This window comes from Streptomyces sp. NPDC086023 (assembly GCF_044540325.1).
In the GTDB taxonomy this organism is placed as follows: Bacteria; Actinomycetota; Actinomycetes; order Streptomycetales; family Streptomycetaceae; genus Streptomyces.
This window is the reverse complement of the sequence record NZ_JBITRX010000018.1, coordinates 69205-88716: the sequence shown is the minus strand read 5'-3', so window position 1 is coordinate 88716 and position 19512 is coordinate 69205. Positions and strand designations below refer to the sequence as shown.

Genomic DNA, 19512 nt, shown 5'->3' with positions numbered 1-19512 from the left:
GCCTCAGGTGGCGTCCACGCCGAAGTCGCCGAGCAGTTGGGCGAGTCCGTCGCGGTAGCCCTTGCCGCCCATGACGAAGTCCCAGTCGCCGTTGGCGCGCCGCCGGAAGGAGCCCAGGACCAGGGCGGTCTCCAGCGGCCGGCCGTCGGAGACGTCGAGGCGGCCCTGCTCCTGCCCGTCGCCGTCCAGCAGGCGGATGCAGGCACCGGTGAACCCGGTCAGGTCCGCGCCCGGCGCGGCTTCGGGATCGACCGCGGCGACGATGACGAGCCGGTCGGCGCGGTCGGGCAGCGCTTCGAAAGCCACGTCGATGGCGGCCTTGTCGGGTCCGCTCCCGGTCGCGGTCCGCACCGCTCCGTCCGGGGTCCGCGGGTTGTTGTAGAAGACGAACCAGTCGTCCCCGAGGACGCGGCTCCCCTCGCAGACGAGAGCGCAGACGTCGAGGGGGACCGGTCCCGACCACGTCATGCCCAGGGTGTTGTGGCCGGCGGGTTCGGGGCGTCGTGGGTCCGGGACGGTCCGCGGGCCGGGGCCGGTACGGGGCGCCGGGCCGTTCCGGGCGCCGGAGCCGGTACGGGTGCCGGGGCCGGCAGGGGTGTCCGCATCCCGGACCGGCTGCGCCGGGCCCTGCGAGGGGTCGCCCAGGCGGCCGCGCAGGCCGTGCCGTCGCAGCAGGTCCACCAGCTCCGGCCCCGCGATGAGCTCCAGCGGCTTGCCTTCGGCGAAGGCCCGGGCGCTCGGCCCGAAGGACGAGGTCGTGACCAGCACGCCCTTGTTGGCACCGCGGTGCTGCACGGTTCCGTAGAGGTCCCGGACGGCGGTCGGGGGCACGGTGTTGCGGTACCGCTTGACCTGGACCACGATCCGCCCGCCGCGGATCGGGGCGGGGTCGAGGGCGTCCACGTCCACGCCGCCGTCGTTCGACCGCCGGGTCGTCACCGCGTCCATGCCCATGGCCCGGAAGAGGTCGGCGACCAGGCCCTCGAAGGCGATCGGGTCCATGGCGTACAGGTCGGGTTCCCCGGCGTCGACCCCGGCGCCATGGGTCACCACGTCGCTGCCGACGTCCTGGGGCGTGCGTCCCGGCCGCACGGCGGCCATCTGGTCGGGACGCGCCGAGAGCTGCCCCCGCAACCCCTCGACCAGGCAGTCCACCGCGCTCACCCGCTCCAGGTGCAGGCCGGCGAAGGCGGCCCGGTCCGCCGCGACGGTGGCGAGCACCGGCTGAGCGCGCCGTCCCGTCACCGGGTCGTGGTCGTCGACGAATCCGTTGACCGCGACGGAGTCGAGCAGCCCGTAGGAGTCCGCGGCGAAGAGTTCGTGCAGCACCAGCAGCAGGCACTGCGCCAGCACGCTGCGGTAGAGGGCCCGGCGCTGGGTCACCGGCCGGGCCGTCTCCTTGTCCCGGTCCACGCTGGGCATGTACCGGACGTACTTGGCCGCGGGCACGACGTCGAACCTCGGCAGTTCCCAGTCGAGGACGAGCTGCCGGGCGCCGCGGTCGTAGGAGGCGGTCAGCCGGCGGGGGAGGTCGGCCGGCCAGGCGGTGGACGCGTACAGGGCGGCGGAGAAGAACTCCACCGCAGCCTCCGCGTCGCCCGTCCGCAGCGCGGTCTCCAGATCCGTGACGCCGGCGTTGTGGCGGCGTACTTCGTCGAGCTGCGCGGCCGCCCACCTGTCGTGCTGGGCTCGGTGGGCCGCAAGCCGCTGCTGCCGCTGGGCCTCGGCCGCCTGCGCGGCCTGCCAGGCCTGGGCGTAGCGCGCCTGGGCCTCCTGCTGCGCCTGTGCGCGCCGCGAAGCGCTGAACCCCCAGCCGGGCTGGGTCTGGAAGGCGGCCGGGTCCGGCATGGGCACGGGGTACGCCAGGTCGCCCGGGTCGTACGCCTGGACGTGCTCGGGCCGGAGCATGGCCGCCAGCCTGAAGGCCGGGGCCCGGCACCCGAGGGCGAGGAGACCTTCCAGCTCCGAGACCCTGGCCTCCAGCTCAGTGGTGCGGCGCGCCGCTTGCGCGTCCCGATACCGACGGTGGGAGGCCTGCTGCTCACGCCCGCCGCGGGTGGGAATCCGCTCCTCGACGGGCCGAGGGCGTTCGAGTTCCCGACGTTCCGCCAGCTGCGCCTGCTGCAGGTGCCGCTGGGCCTCGGCCCACGTGCTGAACATGCCGCTCGATCGCCGGGTCATCCGCTGTGCCTTCCCCCACCTACAGTCCCCGCCCGAACTGTAGTTGAGCGGGGAGACGCCTCGGGCCCGATCCGGGGATCGGGCCCGACAGCGCTCAACCTCCGCGCGGGGGCTACAGCGCGGCGCCCGCGAGGGTGCTGACCGGCTTGGCCAGGGGGGTGCCCGAGCCGTCGCGGCGCGGGTCGGGGTCCGGGAGGTCGACCGGGGTGCCGTTGGCCGACGCGGCGCGGACCGGGGCGGAGCCGGCCCAGGCCAGCACCAGGAGGTCCTCGCCCTTCAGGAAACGCTGGCAGCGGACGCCGCCGGTGGCCCGTCCCTTGCGCGGGTACTGGTCGAAGGGGGTCAGCTTGGCCGACGTACCCGACGCGTCCAGTGTGCCGTGCGAGCCGGCCACCGAGAAGACGTACGCCTCAGAGGCCGGGTCCACCGCCGAGAAGTGGATGACCTTGGCGCCGTCGGCCAGCTTGATGCCGGCCATGCCGCCCGCGGGGCGGCCCTGCGGGCGGACCTGGCCCGCCGGGTAGCGCAGCAGCTGGGCGTCGTCGGTGATGAAGACCAGGTCCTCCTCGCCGGTGCGCAGCTCGACCGCCCCGACGATCCGGTCGCCCTCCTTGAGGGTGATGACCTCCAGCTCCTCCTTGTTCGCCGGGTAGTCCGGCACGACGCGCTTGACCACGCCCTGCTCGGTGCCCAGCGCCAGGCCCTGGGAGTTCGCCTCGTCGAGGCTGGTCAGGCAGACCACCTTCTCGTCGGGCGCCAGGGAGGAGAGGAACTCGGTGATCGGGGCGCCGCCCGCCAGGTTCGGCGCGGCGTGCGTGTCCGGCAGCTGCGGCAGGTCGATCACCGACAGCCGCAGCAGACGTCCCGTGGAGGTGACCGCGCCGACCTCGGCCCGGGCCGTGGCCAGCACGGAGGAGACGATGGCGTCGTGGCGGGCGCGCTTGCCGTCGCCCTCGGACAGCGGGTCGCCCGTGACCGTACGCGCGAGCAGGCCCGTCGACGAGAGCAGCACCCGGCAGGGGTCGTCCGCGACCTCCAGCGGCACGGCCGAGACCGCGGCGCCGGCCGACTCCAGCAGGACGGTCCGCCGGTCGGTGCCGAACTTCTTCGCCACGGCGGCCAGTTCGGACGAGACGAGCTTGCGCAGCTCCGCGTCCGATTCGAGGATCTTCGTCAGCTCCCCGATCTCGGCCGTCAGGCGGTCGCGCTCCGACTCCAGCTCGATCCGGTCGAACCTGGTGAGCCGGCGCAGCGGGGTGTCGAGGATGTACTGGGTCTGCACCTCGCTCAGCGAGAAGCGCTCGATCAGGCGCTCCTTGGCCTGCGCGGAGTTCTCGCTGGACCGGATCAGCCGGATGACCTCGTCGATGTCCAGCAGGGCGACCAGCAGGCCCTCGACCAGGTGCAGGCGGTCGCGGCGCTTGCTGCGGCGGAACTCGCTGCGCCGCCGGACCACGTCGAAGCGGTGGTCGAGGTAGACCTCCAGCAGCTCCTTGAGGCCCAGCGTCAGCGGCTGGCCGTCGACCAGCGCCACGTTGTTGATGCCGAAGGACTCCTCCATCGGTGTCAGCTTGTACAGCTGCTCCAGCACGGCCTCGGGGTGGAAGCCGTTCTTGATCTCGATGACCAGGCGCAGGCCGTGCGAACGGTCCGTGAGGTCCTTGACGTCCGCGATGCCCTGGAGCTTCTTGGACCCGACCAGGTCCTTGATCTTGGCGATCACCTTCTCAGGGCCGACCGTGAAGGGGAGCTCCGTGACGACCAGGCCCTTGCGGCGCGCCGTGACGTTCTCCACCGTCGCCGTGGCGCGGATCTTGAAGGTGCCGCGGCCCGACTCGTACGCGTCCTTGATCCCCTGGAGGCCCACGATCCGGCCGCCGGTGGGCAGGTCGGGACCCGGGATGAAGCGCATCAGCGCCTCCAGGTCCGCGTTCGGGTAGCGGATCAGGTGGCGGGCGGCGGCGATGACCTCGCCCAGGTTGTGCGGCGGCATGTTCGTGGCCATGCCGACCGCGATCCCGGACGCGCCGTTGACCAGCAGGTTCGGGTACGCCGCGGGCAGCGCGACGGGCTCGCGCTCCTGGCCGTCGTAGTTCGGCGTGAAGTCGACCGTGTCCTCGTCGATCGACTCCGTCATCAGCGACGTGGCGTCCGCCATCCGGCACTCGGTGTAACGCATGGCCGCCGGCGGGTCGTCGTTCCCCAGCGAGCCGAAGTTGCCGTGGCCGTCCACCAGCGGCAGGCGCATCGAGAACGGCTGCGCCATGCGCACCAGCGCGTCGTAGATGGAGGCGTCGCCGTGCGGGTGGAGCTTGCCCATGACCTCGCCCACGACACGGGCGCACTTCACGTACCCGCGGTCGGGGCGCAGGCCCATCTCGTTCATCTGGTAGACGATTCGGCGGTGCACCGGCTTCATCCCGTCCCGCGCGTCGGGCAGCGCGCGGGAGTAGATCACCGAGTACGCGTACTCGAGGAAGGAGCCCTGCATTTCGTCGACGACGTCGATGTCGAGGATCCTCTCCTCGAAATCCTCCGGCGGCGGGGTCTTCGTGCTGCGGCGGGCCATCGCTGCTGCGGCTCCTCGTGATCCGAGATCGGTCTGACGCGGTCCATTGTGGACCGCCCCGCCGACAACGCCGACCCCGACCCTGGGGGTACCCCCGGACGGGGTGCGGCGAAGGGGCCGCGGAAGGCCCCGGGAACTTCTCCGCCCGTCGGCGCGCTTGCATACAGTGGCAGGACTCTCTCATCGCGATCGAAGGGATCACATGCCCATGGGTCACACGGCCACAGCGCAGGCCGCCTCCGGCGGCCTGACAGCGACCGAGCACCGCCTGGCCAACGGCCTGCGCGTGGTGCTGTCCGAGGACCACCTGACCCCGGTCGCCGCGGTCTGCCTGTGGTACGACGTCGGCTCGCGCCACGAAGTCAAGGGGCGCACCGGTCTGGCTCACCTCTTCGAGCACCTGATGTTCCAGGGCTCGGCCAGCGTTTCGGGCAACGGTCACTTCGAGCTGGTGCAGGGCGCCGGCGGGTCGCTCAACGGCACCACCAGCTTCGAGCGCACCAACTACTTCGAGACGATGCCGGCACACCAGCTGGAGCTCGCGCTCTGGCTGGAGGCGGACCGGATGGGCTCGCTGCTGTCCGCGCTGGACGACGAGTCCATGGAGAACCAGCGCGACGTGGTGAAGAACGAGCGCCGCCAGCGGTACGACAACGTCCCGTACGGCACCGCCTTCGAGCGGCTGACCGCCCTGGCCTACCCCGAGGGCCACCCGTACCACCACACGCCGATCGGCTCCATGGCCGACCTCGACGCCGCCACGCTGGAGGACGCCCGCACGTTCTTCCGTACCTACTACGCGCCGAACAACGCGGTGCTGTCGGTCGTCGGCGACATCGACCCGGAGCAGACGCTCGCCTGGATCGAGAAGTACTTCGGCAGCATCCCCTCCCACGACGGCAAGCAGCCGCCGCGGGACGGCAGCCTGCCGGACGTCATGGGCGCGCAGCTGCGCGAGGAGATCGTCGAGGAGGTCCCGGCCCGCGCGCTGATGGCCGCCTACCGCCTCCCGCACGACGGCACCCGCGAGTGCGACGCCGCCGACCTCGCCCTGACCATCCTCGGCGGCGGCGAGTCCTCCCGCCTGCACAACCGCCTGGTCCGCCGCGACCAGACCGCCGTGGCCGCCGGCTTCGGCCTGCTGCGCCTGGCGGGCGCGCCCTCCCTGGGCTGGCTGGACGTGAAGACCTCCGGCGGCGTCGAGGTGCCCCGCATCGAGACGGCCGTCGACGAGGAGCTCGCCCGCTTCGCCGCCGACGGGCCGACCTCCGAGGAGATGGAGCGCGCCCAGGCCCAGCTGGAGCGCGAGTGGCTGGACCGTCTCGGCACCGTCGCCGGCCGGGCCGACGAACTGTGCCGGTTCGCCGTGCTGTTCGGCGACCCGCAGCTCGCGCTGACCGCGGTCCAGCGGGTGCTCGACGTCACCGCAGAAGAGGTGCAGGCCGTCGCCGCGGCCCGGCTGCGCCCGGACAACCGCGCGGTCCTCGTGTACGAACCGCTGCCCGCCACCGAAGACAACGCCGAAGGGGCAGACCAGTGACCGCCGACGTCGCTTCCTCGATGACCTTCCACCCGCAGCCGCAGGCCGGACAGCCGAAGCCGTGGGCCTTCCCCGCCCCCGAGCGCGGCACGCTCGGGAACGGCCTGACGGTCCTGCGCTGCCACCGCCCCGGCCAGCAGGTCGTGGCCGTCGAGGTCATCCTCGACGCCCCCCTGGAGGCCGAGCCCGAGGGCCTCGACGGCGTGGCCACGATCATGGCCCGCGCGCTGTCGGAGGGCACCGACAAGCACTCCGCCGAGGAGTTCGCCGCCGAGCTGGAGCGCTGTGGCGCCACCCTCGACGCGCACGCCGACCACCCCGGCGTCCGGGTCTCGCTGGAGGTGCCCGCCTCCCGCCTGCACAAGGCCCTGACCCTGCTCGCCGAGGCCCTGCGCGCCCCGGCCTTCGCGGACAGCGAGGTGGACCGGCTGGTCCGCAACCGCCTCGACGAGATCCCGCACGAGCTGGCCAACCCGCAGCGCCGGGCCGCGAAGCAGCTCTCCAAGGAGCTCTTCCCCGCCACCCTGCGCATGTCGCGTCCGCGCCAGGGCAGCGAGGAGACCGTCGGCCGGATCGACTCCGGGGCCGTCCGCGCCTTCTACGAGGCCCACGTGCGCCCCTCCACGGCCACGGCCGTCGTGGTCGGCGACCTGACCGGCACCGACCTGGACGCCGTCCTCGCCGACACCCTGGGCTCCTGGACCGGCGGCACGGGCGAGGCGTACCCCGTCACGCCGGTCACCGCGGACGACACCGGCCGCGTGGTGATCGTGGACCGGCCCGGCGCCGTGCAGACCCAGCTGCTGATCGGCCGGATCGGGGCGGACCGCCACGACCGCGTCTGGGCCGCGCAGGTGCTCGGCACGTACTGCCTCGGCGGCACGCTCACCTCGCGCCTGGACCGCGTGCTCCGGGAGGAGAAGGGCTACACGTACGGCGTGCGCGCCTTCGGGCAGGTGCTGCGCTCCACGGCCGACGGAACCGGCGCCTCGATGCTGGCCATCAGCGGCTCGGTGGACACGCCCCACACCGGCCCCGCGCTGGGCGACCTGTGGCAGGTGCTGCGCACCCTCGCCGCCGAGGGCCTGACGGACACCGAACGCGACGTGGCCGTACAGAACTTGGTCGGTGTCGCGCCGCTGAAGTTCGAGACCGCCGCGGCCGTCGCCGGGACCCTGGCCGACCAGGTCGAGCAGGAGCTGCCGGACGATTTCCAGGCGCAGTTGTACGCGCGACTCGCCGAAACCGGCACGGTCGAGGCGACTTCGGCCGTGGTGAACGCCTTCCCGGTGGACCGTCTGGTGACGGTGCTCGTGGGTGACGCGTCGCAGATCGCGGACCCGGTGCGGGCGCTGGGCATCGGAGAGGTGACCGTGGTCACCAACTGACCTGATTCCGGGCCGACATGAGGCGGGGCCTTGGTGGATTGCCCACCGAGGCCCCGTTTGTGCTCTCTGTCCGTTTCGGGGTGGTCGTTGCCTGAATGACCCGTGGCGTACGCCACAAAACAGCGTGTCCGTTTGGTGATTGTCCGACGATCCGCCTAGCGTCAACCTCGCTGTCCGTCAGCTGTAACAGCCGCACCCGCGGCACCGGACAGCGATCGCCGAGTCCCCGTCAGGCGCGAGCCTGGGGAGCCGGGGACCCACATCAGTCCCTGGGGTGAATCGGACCGCCTCGCCAGAGGTGGCCCGTAGGAGACCTTCCTGCTCCGAACCCGTCAGCTAACCCGGTAGGCGAGAGGGAAGGAAAGGATCAGCCTCTCCATGGCCTTTGGCAGTCGTGCCACCGGTAAGCACCGTGGCCCCAGCCGTCTGAGCCGCAAGAGCGCGAACGTGGCCGGCATAGCCGCCCTCGCGACCACCGGTGTCGTCGGCACCCTGGCCGGCCCGGCCTTCGCCGCCACCGACGCGGACTCCCGTGGCCCCGAGGACACCGGCCTGAACGCCGTCGTCGTCGCCGACGACCTCGCGGGCCAGATCGAGGCCCAGGCCGAGTCCCAGCAGGCCGCCGCCGAGATCGCCGCCGCCAAGGCCCAGGCCGAGAACGAGGCCCGCCAGCGCGCCGCCGAGGCCAAGGCGAAGGCAGAGGCGAAGGCCAAGGCCGAGCGCGAGGCCGCCGAGCGCGCCGCCCGTGAGGCCGAGCGCAAGCGTCTGCTCACCTACGTGGCCCCCGTCGCGGGCTCGTACGTCAGCACCTCGTACAAGGCCGGCGGCTCCATGTGGTCCTCCGGCAGCCACACCGGCATCGACTTCCACGCCGCCTCCGGCACCTCGGTGCACGCGGTCGGCCTCGGCACCGTCGTCGAGGCGGGCTGGGGCGGTGCGTACGGCAACAACGTCGTCATCAAGATGAACGACGGGACGTACACGCAGTACGGCCACCTCTCGTCGATCAGCGTCTCGGTCGGCCAGCGCGTCACCCCGGGCGACCAGATCGGCCTCTCCGGCTCCACCGGCAACTCCAGCGGCCCCCACCTCCACTTCGAGGCCCGCACCTCGGCCGACTACGGCTCGGACATCGACCCGCTGGCGTACCTGCGCTCGCACGGCGTCAGCATCTGACCCGCGACCGCACCCGTCGCCACCGCGGCGTCGCACGCTTCCCGAAGGCCCCGGCTCCCCGAGCCGGGGCCTTCGGCGTGCCCTCCGCCGGAGGTGCGCGGAGCCGGCGTGTGCATCCGACACGTGCAGATCCGGTAAAAAACCATTCCGGAATTCATCGGTGCGCTCCGGAATTCCTCGTTTCTGCAATAGAGTCGGCGGCACACATGTCGACGCCGACCGCGTTTCGCGGGGATTAAGCGGAGGTCCGGTCATGCGCATTCCCGCGCACGCGGTGTGCACGGCGATCCGCGACGACATCGTCGCCGGCGTCTTCGAGCGCGGCAGCAGGCTCACCGAGGAGCTCCTCGCCCGCCGGTACGGCGTCTCGCGCGTCCCCGTCCGCGAGGCCCTGCGCACCCTGGAGTCCGAGGGCTTCGTCACCACCCGCCGCCACGCCGGGGCCTGCGTGGCCGAGCCCACCGAGCAGGAGGCCGCCGACCTGCTGGAGCTGCGGGTGCTGCTGGAGCCCCTGGGGGCCTCCCGGGCCGCACAGCGGCGTACCGAGGGCCACCTGAAGGTGCTGCGCGGGCTCGTACGCCTCGGCCAGGAGAGGGCCCGCCGGGGCCAGGGCGAGGACCTGCGCTCCCTGGGCGGCTGGTTCCACGAGACGCTCGCCCAGGCCTCCGGCAGCCCCGCTCTGATCTCGATGCTCACCCAGCTGCGGCACAAGATCGCCTGGATGTACGTGGTGGAGGCCCCGGCGCACCCCGTGGAGTCCTGGGCCGAGCACGGCGCCATCGTCGACGCCGTGGCGCGCGGGGACGCCGACCGGGCGCGGGCCCTCGCCGCCGCGCACATGGCCCGCACCACGGGGGCGCACCGGCTGCGGAGGGCGCGGGGCGAGGGGCCGGTGAGGGGTTCGCAACCTGCCGTAAACACCGCGGGCGGCCGCCTTTAACAAAGGCCGTATACAAAGGGGTGGCGGAATTCGTCGGGCCGCATTTTTTCCGTGCCCTGATTTCGCCGCGCCATTCCCTGTCCGGCCGAGGTGCCAGAAAAGGAAAATGAGCCGCATCCCGGAACGGGTCACGGCTCATTCGGCGGCCGGAAACCGGCCGGAAGCTCAGACGGTCTCGGGAAGCTCCTCAAGGCCTTCCGCGACCAGCTTCGCCAGGCGGTCCAGGGCGGCTTCCGCGCCATCGGCGTCGGAGGCCAGGATGATCTCCTCGCCACCCTGTGCACCCAGGCCCAGCACGGCGAGCATGGAGCCGGCGTTGACGGGCGTGCCGTCGACCTTGGAGATGGTCACCGGGATACCGGAAGCGGTCGTCGCCCGGACGAAGATCGAGGCGGGACGAGCGTGCAGGCCCTCGGCCCAGCCGACGTTGACGCGGCGCTCTGCCATGGTGATGCCCTTCAGGTTCTGCGGGTTGTCTAGACCACTATCTCACGACCGCCGGGCTGCATCCGACCGACCTTCGGCCCGAGGAAGCCTGCCGTTCGACCTCCCAGCTTGCCCTGGTTCGTCCCTCTTGCCCAACCCGCCGCGCGCGTGGGGTCCGCGGGGTCCCGGGCCGTACTCTTGGCCCATGCGGACGCCGTCGGATCCTTCGTACCCGGCCCACTGGGAAGCGGATGTCGTGCTGCGCGACGGCGGCACCGCCCGGATCAGGCCGATCACCACAGAGGACGCGGGCCGGCTGGTCAGCTTCTACGAGCAGGTCTCGGACCAGTCGAAGTACTACCGGTTCTTCGCGCCCTACCCGCGTCTGTCCGCCAAGGACGTGCGCCGCTTCACCCATCACGACTACGTCGACCGGGTCGGCCTGGCCGCCACCGTGGGGGACGAGTTCATCGCCACCGTCCGCTACGACCGGATCGACGCCACCGGCCGCCCCGCCACCGGCCCCGCCGACGAGGCCGAGGTCGCCTTCCTGGTCCAGGACGCCCACCAGGGCCGCGGGGTCGCCTCCGCACTCCTCGAACACATCGGAGCGGTCGCCCGGGAGCGCGGCATCCGGCGCTTCGCCGCCGAGGTGCTGCCGGCCAACACCAAGATGATCAAGGTCTTCACGGACGCCGGCTACACCCAGAAGCGCAGCTTCGAGGACGGCTCCGTCCACCTCACCCTCGACCTCGAACCCACCGCCGAGTCCCTCGCCGTCCAGCGCGCCCGCGAGCAGCGCGCGGAGGCCCGCTCCGTGCAGCGGCTGCTCTCGCCGCGCTCCGTCGCGGTGATCGGCGTCAGCCGCACCGAGGGAGGCGTCGGCCGGGCCGCGCTGCGCAACCTCCTGGACTCCGGCTTCACCGGAGCCGTCCACGCCGTCAACGCCGCCCTGCCGGACGGTGCGGACGGTACGGGCCGGACGCTGGCCGGCGTACCCGCGTACCGCTCCCTCGCGGGCCTCGACGGCCCGGTCGACCTCGCGGTCGTCGCCGTCCCCGCCGAACGCGTGCCCGAGGCGGTCGCGGACTGCGGCGAGCACGGCGTCCAGGGCCTGGTCGTCCTCTCCGCCGGGTACGCCGAGAGCGGTCCGGCGGGACTGGAGCGGCAGCGCGAACTCGTGCGCCAGGCACGCTCGTACGGGATGCGGCTGATCGGGCCGAACGCCTTCGGCGTCATCAACACCGACCCCGGGGTCCGGCTCAACGCCTCCCTCGCACCCGGCTCCCCGGAGCCGGGCCGCATCGGCCTGTTCGCCCAGTCCGGCGCCATCGGCATCGCCCTGCTCTCCGGCCTGGTACGACGCGGGGCGGGACTCTCCTCCTTCATCTCCGCGGGCAACCGCGCCGACGTCTCCGGCAACGACTTCCTCCAGTACTGGTACGAGGACCCCGCCACCGACGTGGCCCTGCTGTACCTCGAAACCCTCGGCAACCCGCGGAAGTTCACCCGCCTCGCGCGGCGTACCGCCGCCGTGAAGCCGGTGGTCGTCGCCAAGGGCGGCCGCCACAGCGGGGTCAGCCCGGCCGGCCACACCGTGCCCGAGACCCGGCTGCCGGACGCCACCGTCTCCGAATTGCTCCGGCAGGCCGGCGTGATCCGGGTGGACACGGTCACCGAACTCGTGGACGTGGGCCTGCTGCTGGCCGACCAGCCGCTGCCCGCCGGCCCGCGCGTGGCGATCCTCGGCAACTCCGAGTCCCTCGGCCTCCTCTCGTACGACGCCTGCCTCACCGAGGGGCTGCGCCCGCACGCCCCGCTCGACCTGACCACGGCCGCGGCGCCGGAGGACTTCCGTGCCGCCCTGGGCGCGGCGCTGCGGGATCCCGGGAACGACGCGGTGATCGTCACCGCCATCCCGTCCGTGGGGGAGAGCACCCTCACCGAGGACCTGGCCGAGGCGCTCCGGGCGGCCGCGGCCCAGGCCCCGGCGAAGCCGGTGGCCGTGGTGCACGTGGAGCTGGGCGACCTCGCGGAGGCGCTCTCCACCGCGGCCTCGACGACGGCGGCGGGGGGCCGGGAGTCCGACGCGGCGGCCGCGGTAGACCCGGCGTCCGGAGCGCAGTCCGGCCCGGACCCGCTGGCCACCGGAATGGCCCCGGCAGCCACCGCAGCGCAGGCGGCCGGCCCGGCCGCGGCCCCCGCCGGGGCCGCTCACGCCTCCGCCGCACCCACACCGGCCTCCGGTGCTCCCGCGTCCGCCGCCCCCGCCCACGCTTCCGCACCCGGCGGCTCCGCCGCCCCCGCCCACGCTTCCGCACCCGCCGGCTCCGCCGCCGCCCCCGCCCCCGCCCCCGAGCACACGCGCCCGCCCCGCGGCCCCATCCCCGCCTACCCCTCCCCGGAGCGGGCGGTCCGCGCGCTCGCCGAGGCCGTCCGGTACGCCGAGTGGCGCCGCGGCACCGCGGTGTCCGGCCAGGTCCCGGAGTACGAGGACATCGACACCGCCGGGGCCGCCGCCCAGCTGGAGGCGCTGCTCTCCGGCGCCGACGGCGACGCCGGCACCACCCTCGCCGAGGCCGACGCCCACGCGCTGCTCGCCCGGTACGGGATCCGGGTGCTGCCCACGCTGCCCGCGCCCACCCCCGACGCCGCCGCCGACGCCGCCGCCCGGCTCGGCTACCCCGTGGCCCTGAAGACCACCGCCCCGCACCTCAGGCACCGGGCCGACCTGGGCGGCGTACGCCTGGAGCTGGCCAACGAACAGGAGCTGCGCCGCGCCTACGGGGAGCTGACCGAGCTGCTCGGCAAGCCGGCCGAGCTGCTGCCCGTGGTGCAGGCGATGGTCCCGCGGGGCGTCGACACCGTCGTCCGGTCCGTCATCGACCCCGCGGTCGGCGCCGTCCTCTCCTTCGGCCTGGCCGGCGTGGCCTCCGAGCTGCTCGGCGACACCGCCCACCGCCTCGTGCCCGCCACCGACCGCGACGCCGCCGCCCTCGTCCGCTCCATCCGCACCGCGCCCCTGCTCTTCGGCTGGCGCGGCAGCGCGCCGGTGGACACCCCCGCCCTGGAGGAGCTGCTGCTGCGCGTCTCCCGGCTGGTGGACGAGCACCCCGAGGTGGCCCAGGTCTCGCTGGAGCCCGTCGTCGTCGCGACCGAGGGCCTCTCGGTGCTCAGCGCACAGGTGCGGATCGCCCGCCCGCCGGTCAGGACCGACCTCGGGCCCCGCACGCTGCCGAGCTACTGACCGACGCCGCGGGGAGCGGCCGCACGGAGCGGCTTGGGCGCCTCCTGCGGGCCTTAGGATGGACCCCATGGCGAAATCCGGTACGACGACCCAGGGGCTGCGCGCAGCGATCGAGCGCAGCGGCTACTACCCGGCCCTCGTGGCCGAGGCCGTGGAGGCCGCGGTGGGCGGCGAGCCGATCTCGTCGTACCTGGTCCACCAGGAGACCACCTTCGACTCCAATGAGGTGCGGCGGCACGTCACCGTCCTGGTCCTGACCGGCAACCGCTTCATCGTGAGCCACACCGACGAGCAGGCCGCCGACGCGGGCTCCCCGTCCCCGTACGCGACCACCTCCACCGAGTCGGTCAAGATCAGCGCGATCTCCTCCGTGGTGGTCAGCCGCGTCGTGGCGAACCCCGAGTCCTACACGCCCGGCACCCTGCCCCGCGAGGTCGTCCTGACCATCGGCTGGGGCGCGGTCTCCCGCATCGACCTGGAGCCGGCCGCCTGCGGCGACCCGAACTGTGACTCCGACCACGGCTACACCGGCAACTCCACCGCCGACGACCTGAGCCTGCGCGTCAGCGAGGCGGGCGACGGCCCCGAGGCCGTGCGCCAGACCCTCGCCTTCGCGCAGGCCCTCTCCGAGGCCACGGCCGCCACCGGCGCCCGCTGATGGTGCACTCCGCCTGGCACGAGCCCGAGCCGGTACTCCTCGACCTCGACGGCGCACCCGTGCCCCAGTACGGGTCGGGCTCGCTCGCCGACCTGCTGCCCACGCTCGCGGCCGGCCAGGGCGTGCCCGGGCTGACGGCGACGATCACCGAGCTGACCCCGGCCGACCGGAACTGCGTGTTCCTGATAGACGGGCTCGGCTGGGAGCAGATCAAGGCGCACCCGGACGAGGCCCCGTACCTCACCTCGCTTCTCGGCAGCTCGCGCGGCGGCACCGGCCGCCCGCTCACCGCCGGCTTCCCGGCGACCACCGCCACCTCGCTGGCCTCGGTCGGCACGGGCCTGCCGCCCGCCCGGCACGGCCTGCCCGGCTACGCCGCCCGCAACCCCGCCACCGGCGAGCTGATGAACCAGCTGCGCTGGCGGCCCTGGACCTCGCCCGCCGTCTGGCAGCCGTACCCGACGGTCTTCCGCATGGCGCACGAGGCCGGGGTGGCGACGGCCCAGGTGTCGTCTCCCGACTTCGCCCGGACGCCGCTGACCAAGGTCGCGCTGAGCGGCGGCACCTTCCACGGCCGGATCACCGGCGAGGAACGGATGGACCTCGCGGCCGAGCTGCTCGGCGCCGGGGACCGCTCGCTGGTCTACACGTACTACAGCGAGCTGGACGGCGCCGGCCACCGGCAGGGTGTCGACTCGGACGCCTGGCGCGGCCAGCTCATGTACGTGGACCGGCTGGTCCAGCGGCTGGCGGAGCAGCTCCCGGCGCGGTCGGCGCTGTACGTCACGGCCGACCACGGCATGGTGGACATCCCGTTCGACGAGGAGTCCCGCTACGACTTCGACGAGGACTGGGAACTGAGCGCCGGCGTCGCGCTGCTGGGCGGCGAGGGCCGGGCGCGGCACGTGTACGCCGTACCGGGCGCGGAGGCCGACGTCCTCACGGTCTGGCGCGAGGTGCTCGGGGACCGCTTCTGGGTGGCGAGCCGCGAGGAGGCCCTGGCCCTGGGCTGGTTCGGGGCGCCGGGGGAGTGCGACGAGCGCGTGCTGGGCCGGATCGGCGACGTGATCGCCGCCGCCCGGGACGACGTCGCGATCATCGCCTCCCGCACCGAGGTCAACGAGTCCGCCCTGACCGGCATGCACGGCTCGATGACCCCCGCGGAGCAGTTCGTGCCGCTCCTCGAAGTCCGCACCTGACGCCTGCCGCCCCGCCCGCCCCTCCCCGACTCGACCCGACCCGACCCGAAAGGTCAGCGCTTCCCCATGCCCGAGCTGGTGTTCTTCTCCGGAACGATGGACTGCGGAAAGAGCACTCTGGCGCTCCAGATCACGCACAACCGCTCGGCCCGGGGACTGGTGGGCGTGATCTTCACGCGGCAGGACCGCGCCGGCGAGGGCAAGCTCTCCTCGCGCCTCGGCCTGGTGACGGACGCGGTCGAGGTCACCGACCCGATGGACGTGTACGCGTACCTGGTCAGGGAACTCTCGGCGGGCGGCAAGGCCGACTACGTGATCGTGGACGAGGCGCAGTTCCTGACGCCGGACCAGATCGACCAGCTGGCCCGGATCGTGGACGACCTGGACATGGACGTCTTCGCCTTCGGCATCACCACCGACTTCCGCACCAAGCTCTTCCCGGGCTCGCAGCGCCTGATCGAACTGGCCGACCGCATCGAGCAGCTCCAGGTCGAGGCCCTGTGCTGGTGCGGCGCCCGCGCCACGCACAACGCCCGCACGGTGGGCGGCGTGATGGTGGTCGAGGGCGAGCAGGTCGTCGTCGGCGACGTGAACCGCCCCGCGGAGGAGATCGGCTACGAGGTCCTCTGCCGCCGCCACCACCGCCGCCACATGACCAGCGCCACCGCCCACGCGGGCTCCCTCTCCCCGGACGTCCTCCCGGTCGCCTCCGGCTGATCTGCCGATTCCGGGACTCCTCCGGGCCGGTACCGCGTCCGCCCAGGGCGGCCCAGGGCGGCCCAGGGCGGCCCGGGGCAGCGCGTGACGGGGTGTCCGTGACGCGCCGCCCGGGCGGCTGTCAGTTCGCGGCCGGGTAGAGGTCGCGGAGCAGCTTCGACTCGTCGTCGGTCAGCGCGATGCGGAACGTCTCGCGCAGGGTGTCGACGAGTTCGTCGGCGGACAGTCGGACGGTCTCCTTGCGACCGTCCGGGAAGGTCCGCACCAGCTCCTGGTTGCGCAGGCTGTAGCGCACGTGCGCCTCGGGCCGCTGCGCGACGAGCTGGCCCACGAAGGGCGAGCGGGGGTGCGTGGACGAGTAGTGGTTCGCCACCTGGAAGTCGATGGCGTGCTGCCGCTCCAGGCGGACCGCCCACACGTCGAACCAGCCGTCGGCGTGCTCGCTGCGCAGGATCCAGTCGTCGCCCTCCCGGTCCAGACGCCACGTCCAGTCGCCCGCCGTCAGGAGACCGCCGGCCTCGAAGGGCACCGGCTCCAGCGGGCCCTCGTCGCCGAAGCCGACGTCCGCGATCCAGCGCCGCCCGTCCGCCTCGACCAGCAGGACGGTGTGGGAGCGCCAGCGGACCGGCGCGTTCCCGCGGCGTACGCGCGACAGCAGCCGGGAGACCGGGAAGCCGAGGCGCTCCAGGACGGCGGCGAACAGCAGGTTGTTCTCGTAGCAGTAGCCGCCGTGGCCCTCGCCGACCATCTTCCGCTGGATCGCGTCGATGTCGATGTCGATGGCGCCGCCGAGCGCCAGGGCGACGTTCTCGAAGGAGAACGTGGCGAGGTGGGCGCGGTGCAGGGCGCGGAGCGTGGCCGCGTCCGCGGTGCGCGGGCCGTCGTAGCCGACGCGGGCCAGGTAGGCGTCCAGGTCGAGCTTCTCGGCGCCCCAGTCCGGCTCGGTGCCGGGCTGCGCGGGTAGTGCGTCAATCTGCATGGTCATCTCCCGGTGTGGTGGGGTACGGGGCCCGCGCGCGGATCGTGCTCGCGTGCGCACCCAGCGGCCATGCTCCGGCAGCCGTCCGGAGAGCCGGGATCCGATTCCGGGAGTTTGTCAGGACTGGGGGCACTTGCCGCCCGATGCCCGGTCCGCGGGCCCACGGAGCCTCCGTCCAGGGGCACATGGACCCTCTCCCCGATGCCTCCGCGTCGGCGGGTCCGAGGACCTGACGGACCCGCGCCCGCCCCTTTGACCCTGCCCGAGCCCGCTCCGCAACCTTCAGGAAGGTTGGCCGGCGGGCTGCGATCCGTCGCCGCGAAGAGACGCCAACCGCGAGCGTGCCCAGGTCCGTTCCCCGGCCCTGGCCGCACAAAGGAGAGTATTTCTGATGTCGAACACATCGGCCTCGGACAGCGAAACAGCCGCGGTCCGCACCACCGGAACAGTGGCGTCGAAACCGGCGGTCGGCCTCACGGCCGAGGAGCGCGCCGAGCAGTTCCCCTTCGCCACGACCTTGGCGGTCCTCGCCCTCGCCGCCGTCGTCGTCGTCAGCCAGGGCTACGTGGCGATCCCGCTCATGCCGGACTTCGGTGAGGCGTGGGGCGTCTCGCAGGGTTCCGCGGCGTGGGCGACCACGGCGTTCTCCGCCGCCTACGCGTGCGCCTCGCTGGCGAGCGGCTTCCTCGCCGACCGGTACGGCCGCCGCAACGTCGTGGTCGCGAGCATCGCGGTCATGGCCGTGATGACGGCGCTCGTGCCGCTCGCGTCCGATCTCGTGACCGGTTCCCTTCTGCGGGCCCTGCAGGGCTCGATGGCCGGTGTGTTCACGCCGGTGGTGTACATCTACCTGAGCGACCGGGTCCCGACGCGCCGCCTCGCCCTGGCCCTCACCGTGGTGTCCTGCGCTCTGGGCGTGGCGCTGTGCGTCGGCCAGGTCATGGCGCAGATCCTGGGGTCCTCGCTGGGCTGGCAGTCCGTGTTCTGGCTGGTGGCGCCGCTGCTGGCGGTCGTGGCGGCGGTGGCCTGGAAGGTCCTGCTGCCGGACGAGGCCAGGGACCTGCCGCCGCGCGACGCCAAGGGGCCCTCGCCCGTCGCCGGCGTGCTGCGGAACGGTTCGATCGTCGCGCTCTTCGTGGCCTCCCTGGGCGTCCTCGGCAGCCTCACCGCGATCTACACCGGTGTGCAGCTCTACGGGCCCGCGGAGGTGGTCGGGAACCACGACACGATGCTGGCCCTCCGCGCCAGCGCCCTCCCGGCCATGGTCGGTGCCGTCTTCCTCGCGCCGGTCATGGGACGCCTGTCCGCACTGACCCGGACGGTCATCGGGTTCGCCGTCGGCGCCGTCGGACTGCTCGCGGCCGCCCTGTACGCCGATTCCGTGATCGGCCTGGGCGTCTCGCTCTTCGTCTACGTGCTGGCGATCTCGACCGTCAGCCCGGCCCTCGTCCAGGCCGTCGGCACCAGCGCCGGGCCCGCCCGGGCCACCGCCACCGCGATCTACAGCTTCATCCTCAACGGCGGAGTCGCACTGGGTGCCCAGATCCCGCAGGGCATGCCGGGCCTGTCCAGCCTGGCGCTGCTCCTCGCGGCCGCCCTCGTGGTCGGCATCGGGCTCGTCGGCCTCGCCGCCCGGTCGGCCCGCCGCCACGCGGCCGCGTGACGAAGTCCCCCGGCAGGGAGAGGAGGTGGTGGCCCATTGAACCGGTGAACCGTCAGCACAACCGGACGTGACGCCCCTTCACCGGGCGCCGTCCCACGCGAAGGCCACACAGAAGAACTTTCCACAGAGGGAGAGAGCAGTGACCACTCAGGAACAGTCGGCTCCGGAACTCATCCACGTCGCCCAGGGCGAGGGTGACACCCGGTGGGTATTCCGTGACCACTACACCTTCAAGGCGGAGAAGCAGGACACGGGCGGCGCGTTCGGCCTGCTGGAGGTCGTGCTGCACCCCGGTTCCGGCGCCCCGCCGCACACCCACCACGGCGAGGACGAGGCCTTCTACCTCCTTGAGGGCAGCCTGGAACTCCGCTGGGAGGGCCGCGTCGAGACGGCCGGGCCGGGCTCGTTCGTCTTCCTGCCGCGCGGCAAGGCGCACACGTACAGCGTCCTCGGCGACACCCCGGTGAAGATGCTCGCCTGGTACACGCCCGGCGGCACCGAGGGCTACTTCAAGAAGCTCGGCATCTCGGCCGCCAACGGCGTGCCGCGTCCGCCGGCCGAGCAGTTCGAGATCGACGCCAAGGACGCCAGCGTGGTGGCCCTGGAGTTCGACGTCATCCGCTAGTCCGGTCCGCCGCCCGGGACACCCGGCGTCCGGACGCCTGACGTCCGGCCCCGAGGACCGGGCGTGAAGACCAGGCGGGCGGGGGGGGGGGGGGGGGGGGGGGGGCGGGGGGCCCGGGGGGGGGGGGGGGGGGGGGGGCCCCGGGGGGGGGGGGGGGGGGGGGGGGCGGGGGGGGGGGCCGGGGGGGGCGGGCGGCGCGGGGCG

General features: G+C 73.3%; 14 protein-coding genes and 1 riboswitch. Of the genes, 10 read left to right on the top strand and 4 right to left on the bottom strand.

Annotated features, from left to right (window positions below; genetic code table 11):
* Nucleotides 1-3: 3 nt before the first annotated feature.
* Entirely contained in the window at nucleotides 4-2181 is a 2178-nt protein-coding gene (locus ACIF6F_RS29475; protein WP_399953350.1) for a restriction endonuclease, read from the bottom strand.
* Between the two features lie 112 nt (nucleotides 2182-2293).
* Complete coding sequence (locus ACIF6F_RS29470; RefSeq protein ID WP_399953347.1) at nucleotides 2294-4750, bottom strand: DNA topoisomerase (ATP-hydrolyzing) subunit A; 2457 nt, start codon at nucleotides 4748-4750, stop codon at nucleotides 2294-2296.
* A gap of 208 nt (nucleotides 4751-4958) precedes the next feature.
* Here ACIF6F_RS29470 and ACIF6F_RS29465 point away from each other — a divergent pair, with 208 nt between their 5' ends.
* The 4 genes from ACIF6F_RS29465 (at nucleotide 4959) to ACIF6F_RS29450 (ending at nucleotide 9794) form a co-directional block, all read left to right on the top strand.
* Entirely contained in the window at nucleotides 4959-6290 is a 1332-nt protein-coding gene (locus ACIF6F_RS29465) for a M16 family metallopeptidase (protein WP_399953344.1), read from the top strand.
* A gap of 20 nt (nucleotides 6291-6310) precedes the next feature.
* Nucleotides 6311-7678, top strand: a complete 1368-nt coding sequence (locus tag ACIF6F_RS29460; protein ID WP_399953489.1) for a M16 family metallopeptidase — start codon at nucleotides 6311-6313, stop codon at nucleotides 7676-7678.
* Nucleotides 7679-7884: 206 nt separating this feature from the next.
* A riboswitch (cyclic di-AMP (ydaO/yuaA leader) is annotated at nucleotides 7885-8044 on the top strand.
* 12 nt (nucleotides 8045-8056) lie between these two features.
* Nucleotides 8057-8854 (top strand): M23 family metallopeptidase, encoded by a 798-nt coding sequence (locus ACIF6F_RS29455; protein ID WP_399953342.1) that lies wholly within the window; start codon nucleotides 8057-8059, stop codon nucleotides 8852-8854.
* A gap of 253 nt (nucleotides 8855-9107) precedes the next feature.
* Entirely contained in the window at nucleotides 9108-9794 is a 687-nt protein-coding gene (locus tag ACIF6F_RS29450) for a GntR family transcriptional regulator (protein WP_399953339.1), read from the top strand.
* Between the two features lie 165 nt (nucleotides 9795-9959).
* Here the strand turns inward: ACIF6F_RS29450 and ACIF6F_RS29445 are convergent, their stop codons facing one another.
* Complete coding sequence (locus ACIF6F_RS29445; RefSeq protein ID WP_399953336.1) at nucleotides 9960-10241, bottom strand: HPr family phosphocarrier protein; 282 nt, start codon at nucleotides 10239-10241, stop codon at nucleotides 9960-9962.
* Between the two features lie 184 nt (nucleotides 10242-10425).
* Here ACIF6F_RS29445 and ACIF6F_RS29440 point away from each other — a divergent pair, with 184 nt between their 5' ends.
* From ACIF6F_RS29440 to ACIF6F_RS29425, 4 genes are all read left to right on the top strand, one after another.
* A complete protein-coding gene (locus ACIF6F_RS29440) occupies nucleotides 10426-13467 on the top strand; it encodes a GNAT family N-acetyltransferase (RefSeq protein ID WP_399953333.1) in 3042 nt (1013 codons plus the stop codon).
* A 67-nt stretch (nucleotides 13468-13534) separates the two neighbouring features.
* Nucleotides 13535-14125 (top strand): DUF5998 family protein, encoded by a 591-nt coding sequence (locus ACIF6F_RS29435; RefSeq protein ID WP_399953330.1) that lies wholly within the window; start codon nucleotides 13535-13537, stop codon nucleotides 14123-14125.
* On the top strand, nucleotides 14125-15324 hold the full coding sequence (locus ACIF6F_RS29430) for an alkaline phosphatase family protein (protein ID WP_399953327.1): 1200 nt from the start codon (nucleotides 14125-14127) through the stop codon (nucleotides 15322-15324). The genes ACIF6F_RS29435 and ACIF6F_RS29430 overlap by 1 nt, the downstream gene beginning before the upstream one ends.
* Nucleotides 15325-15390: 66 nt before the next feature.
* Nucleotides 15391-16041, top strand: a complete 651-nt coding sequence (locus ACIF6F_RS29425; RefSeq protein WP_399953324.1) for a thymidine kinase — start codon at nucleotides 15391-15393, stop codon at nucleotides 16039-16041.
* A 121-nt stretch (nucleotides 16042-16162) separates the two neighbouring features.
* Here the strand turns inward: ACIF6F_RS29425 and ACIF6F_RS29420 are convergent, their stop codons facing one another.
* Nucleotides 16163-17020, bottom strand: coding sequence for an arylamine N-acetyltransferase (locus ACIF6F_RS29420; protein ID WP_399953321.1), 858 nt, complete (start codon nucleotides 17018-17020; stop codon nucleotides 16163-16165).
* A gap of 391 nt (nucleotides 17021-17411) precedes the next feature.
* Between ACIF6F_RS29420 and ACIF6F_RS29415 the strand changes: the two genes are divergently transcribed.
* Nucleotides 17412-18683 carry an MFS transporter gene (locus tag ACIF6F_RS29415; protein ID WP_399953318.1) on the top strand — a complete coding sequence of 424 codons (1272 nt, stop codon included), beginning with the start codon at nucleotides 17412-17414 and terminating at the stop codon, nucleotides 18681-18683.
* A 139-nt stretch (nucleotides 18684-18822) separates the two neighbouring features.
* A complete protein-coding gene (locus ACIF6F_RS29410) occupies nucleotides 18823-19308 on the top strand; it encodes a cupin domain-containing protein (RefSeq protein ID WP_399953315.1) in 486 nt (161 codons plus the stop codon).
* The last annotated feature ends 204 nt before the right edge of the window (nucleotides 19309-19512 follow it).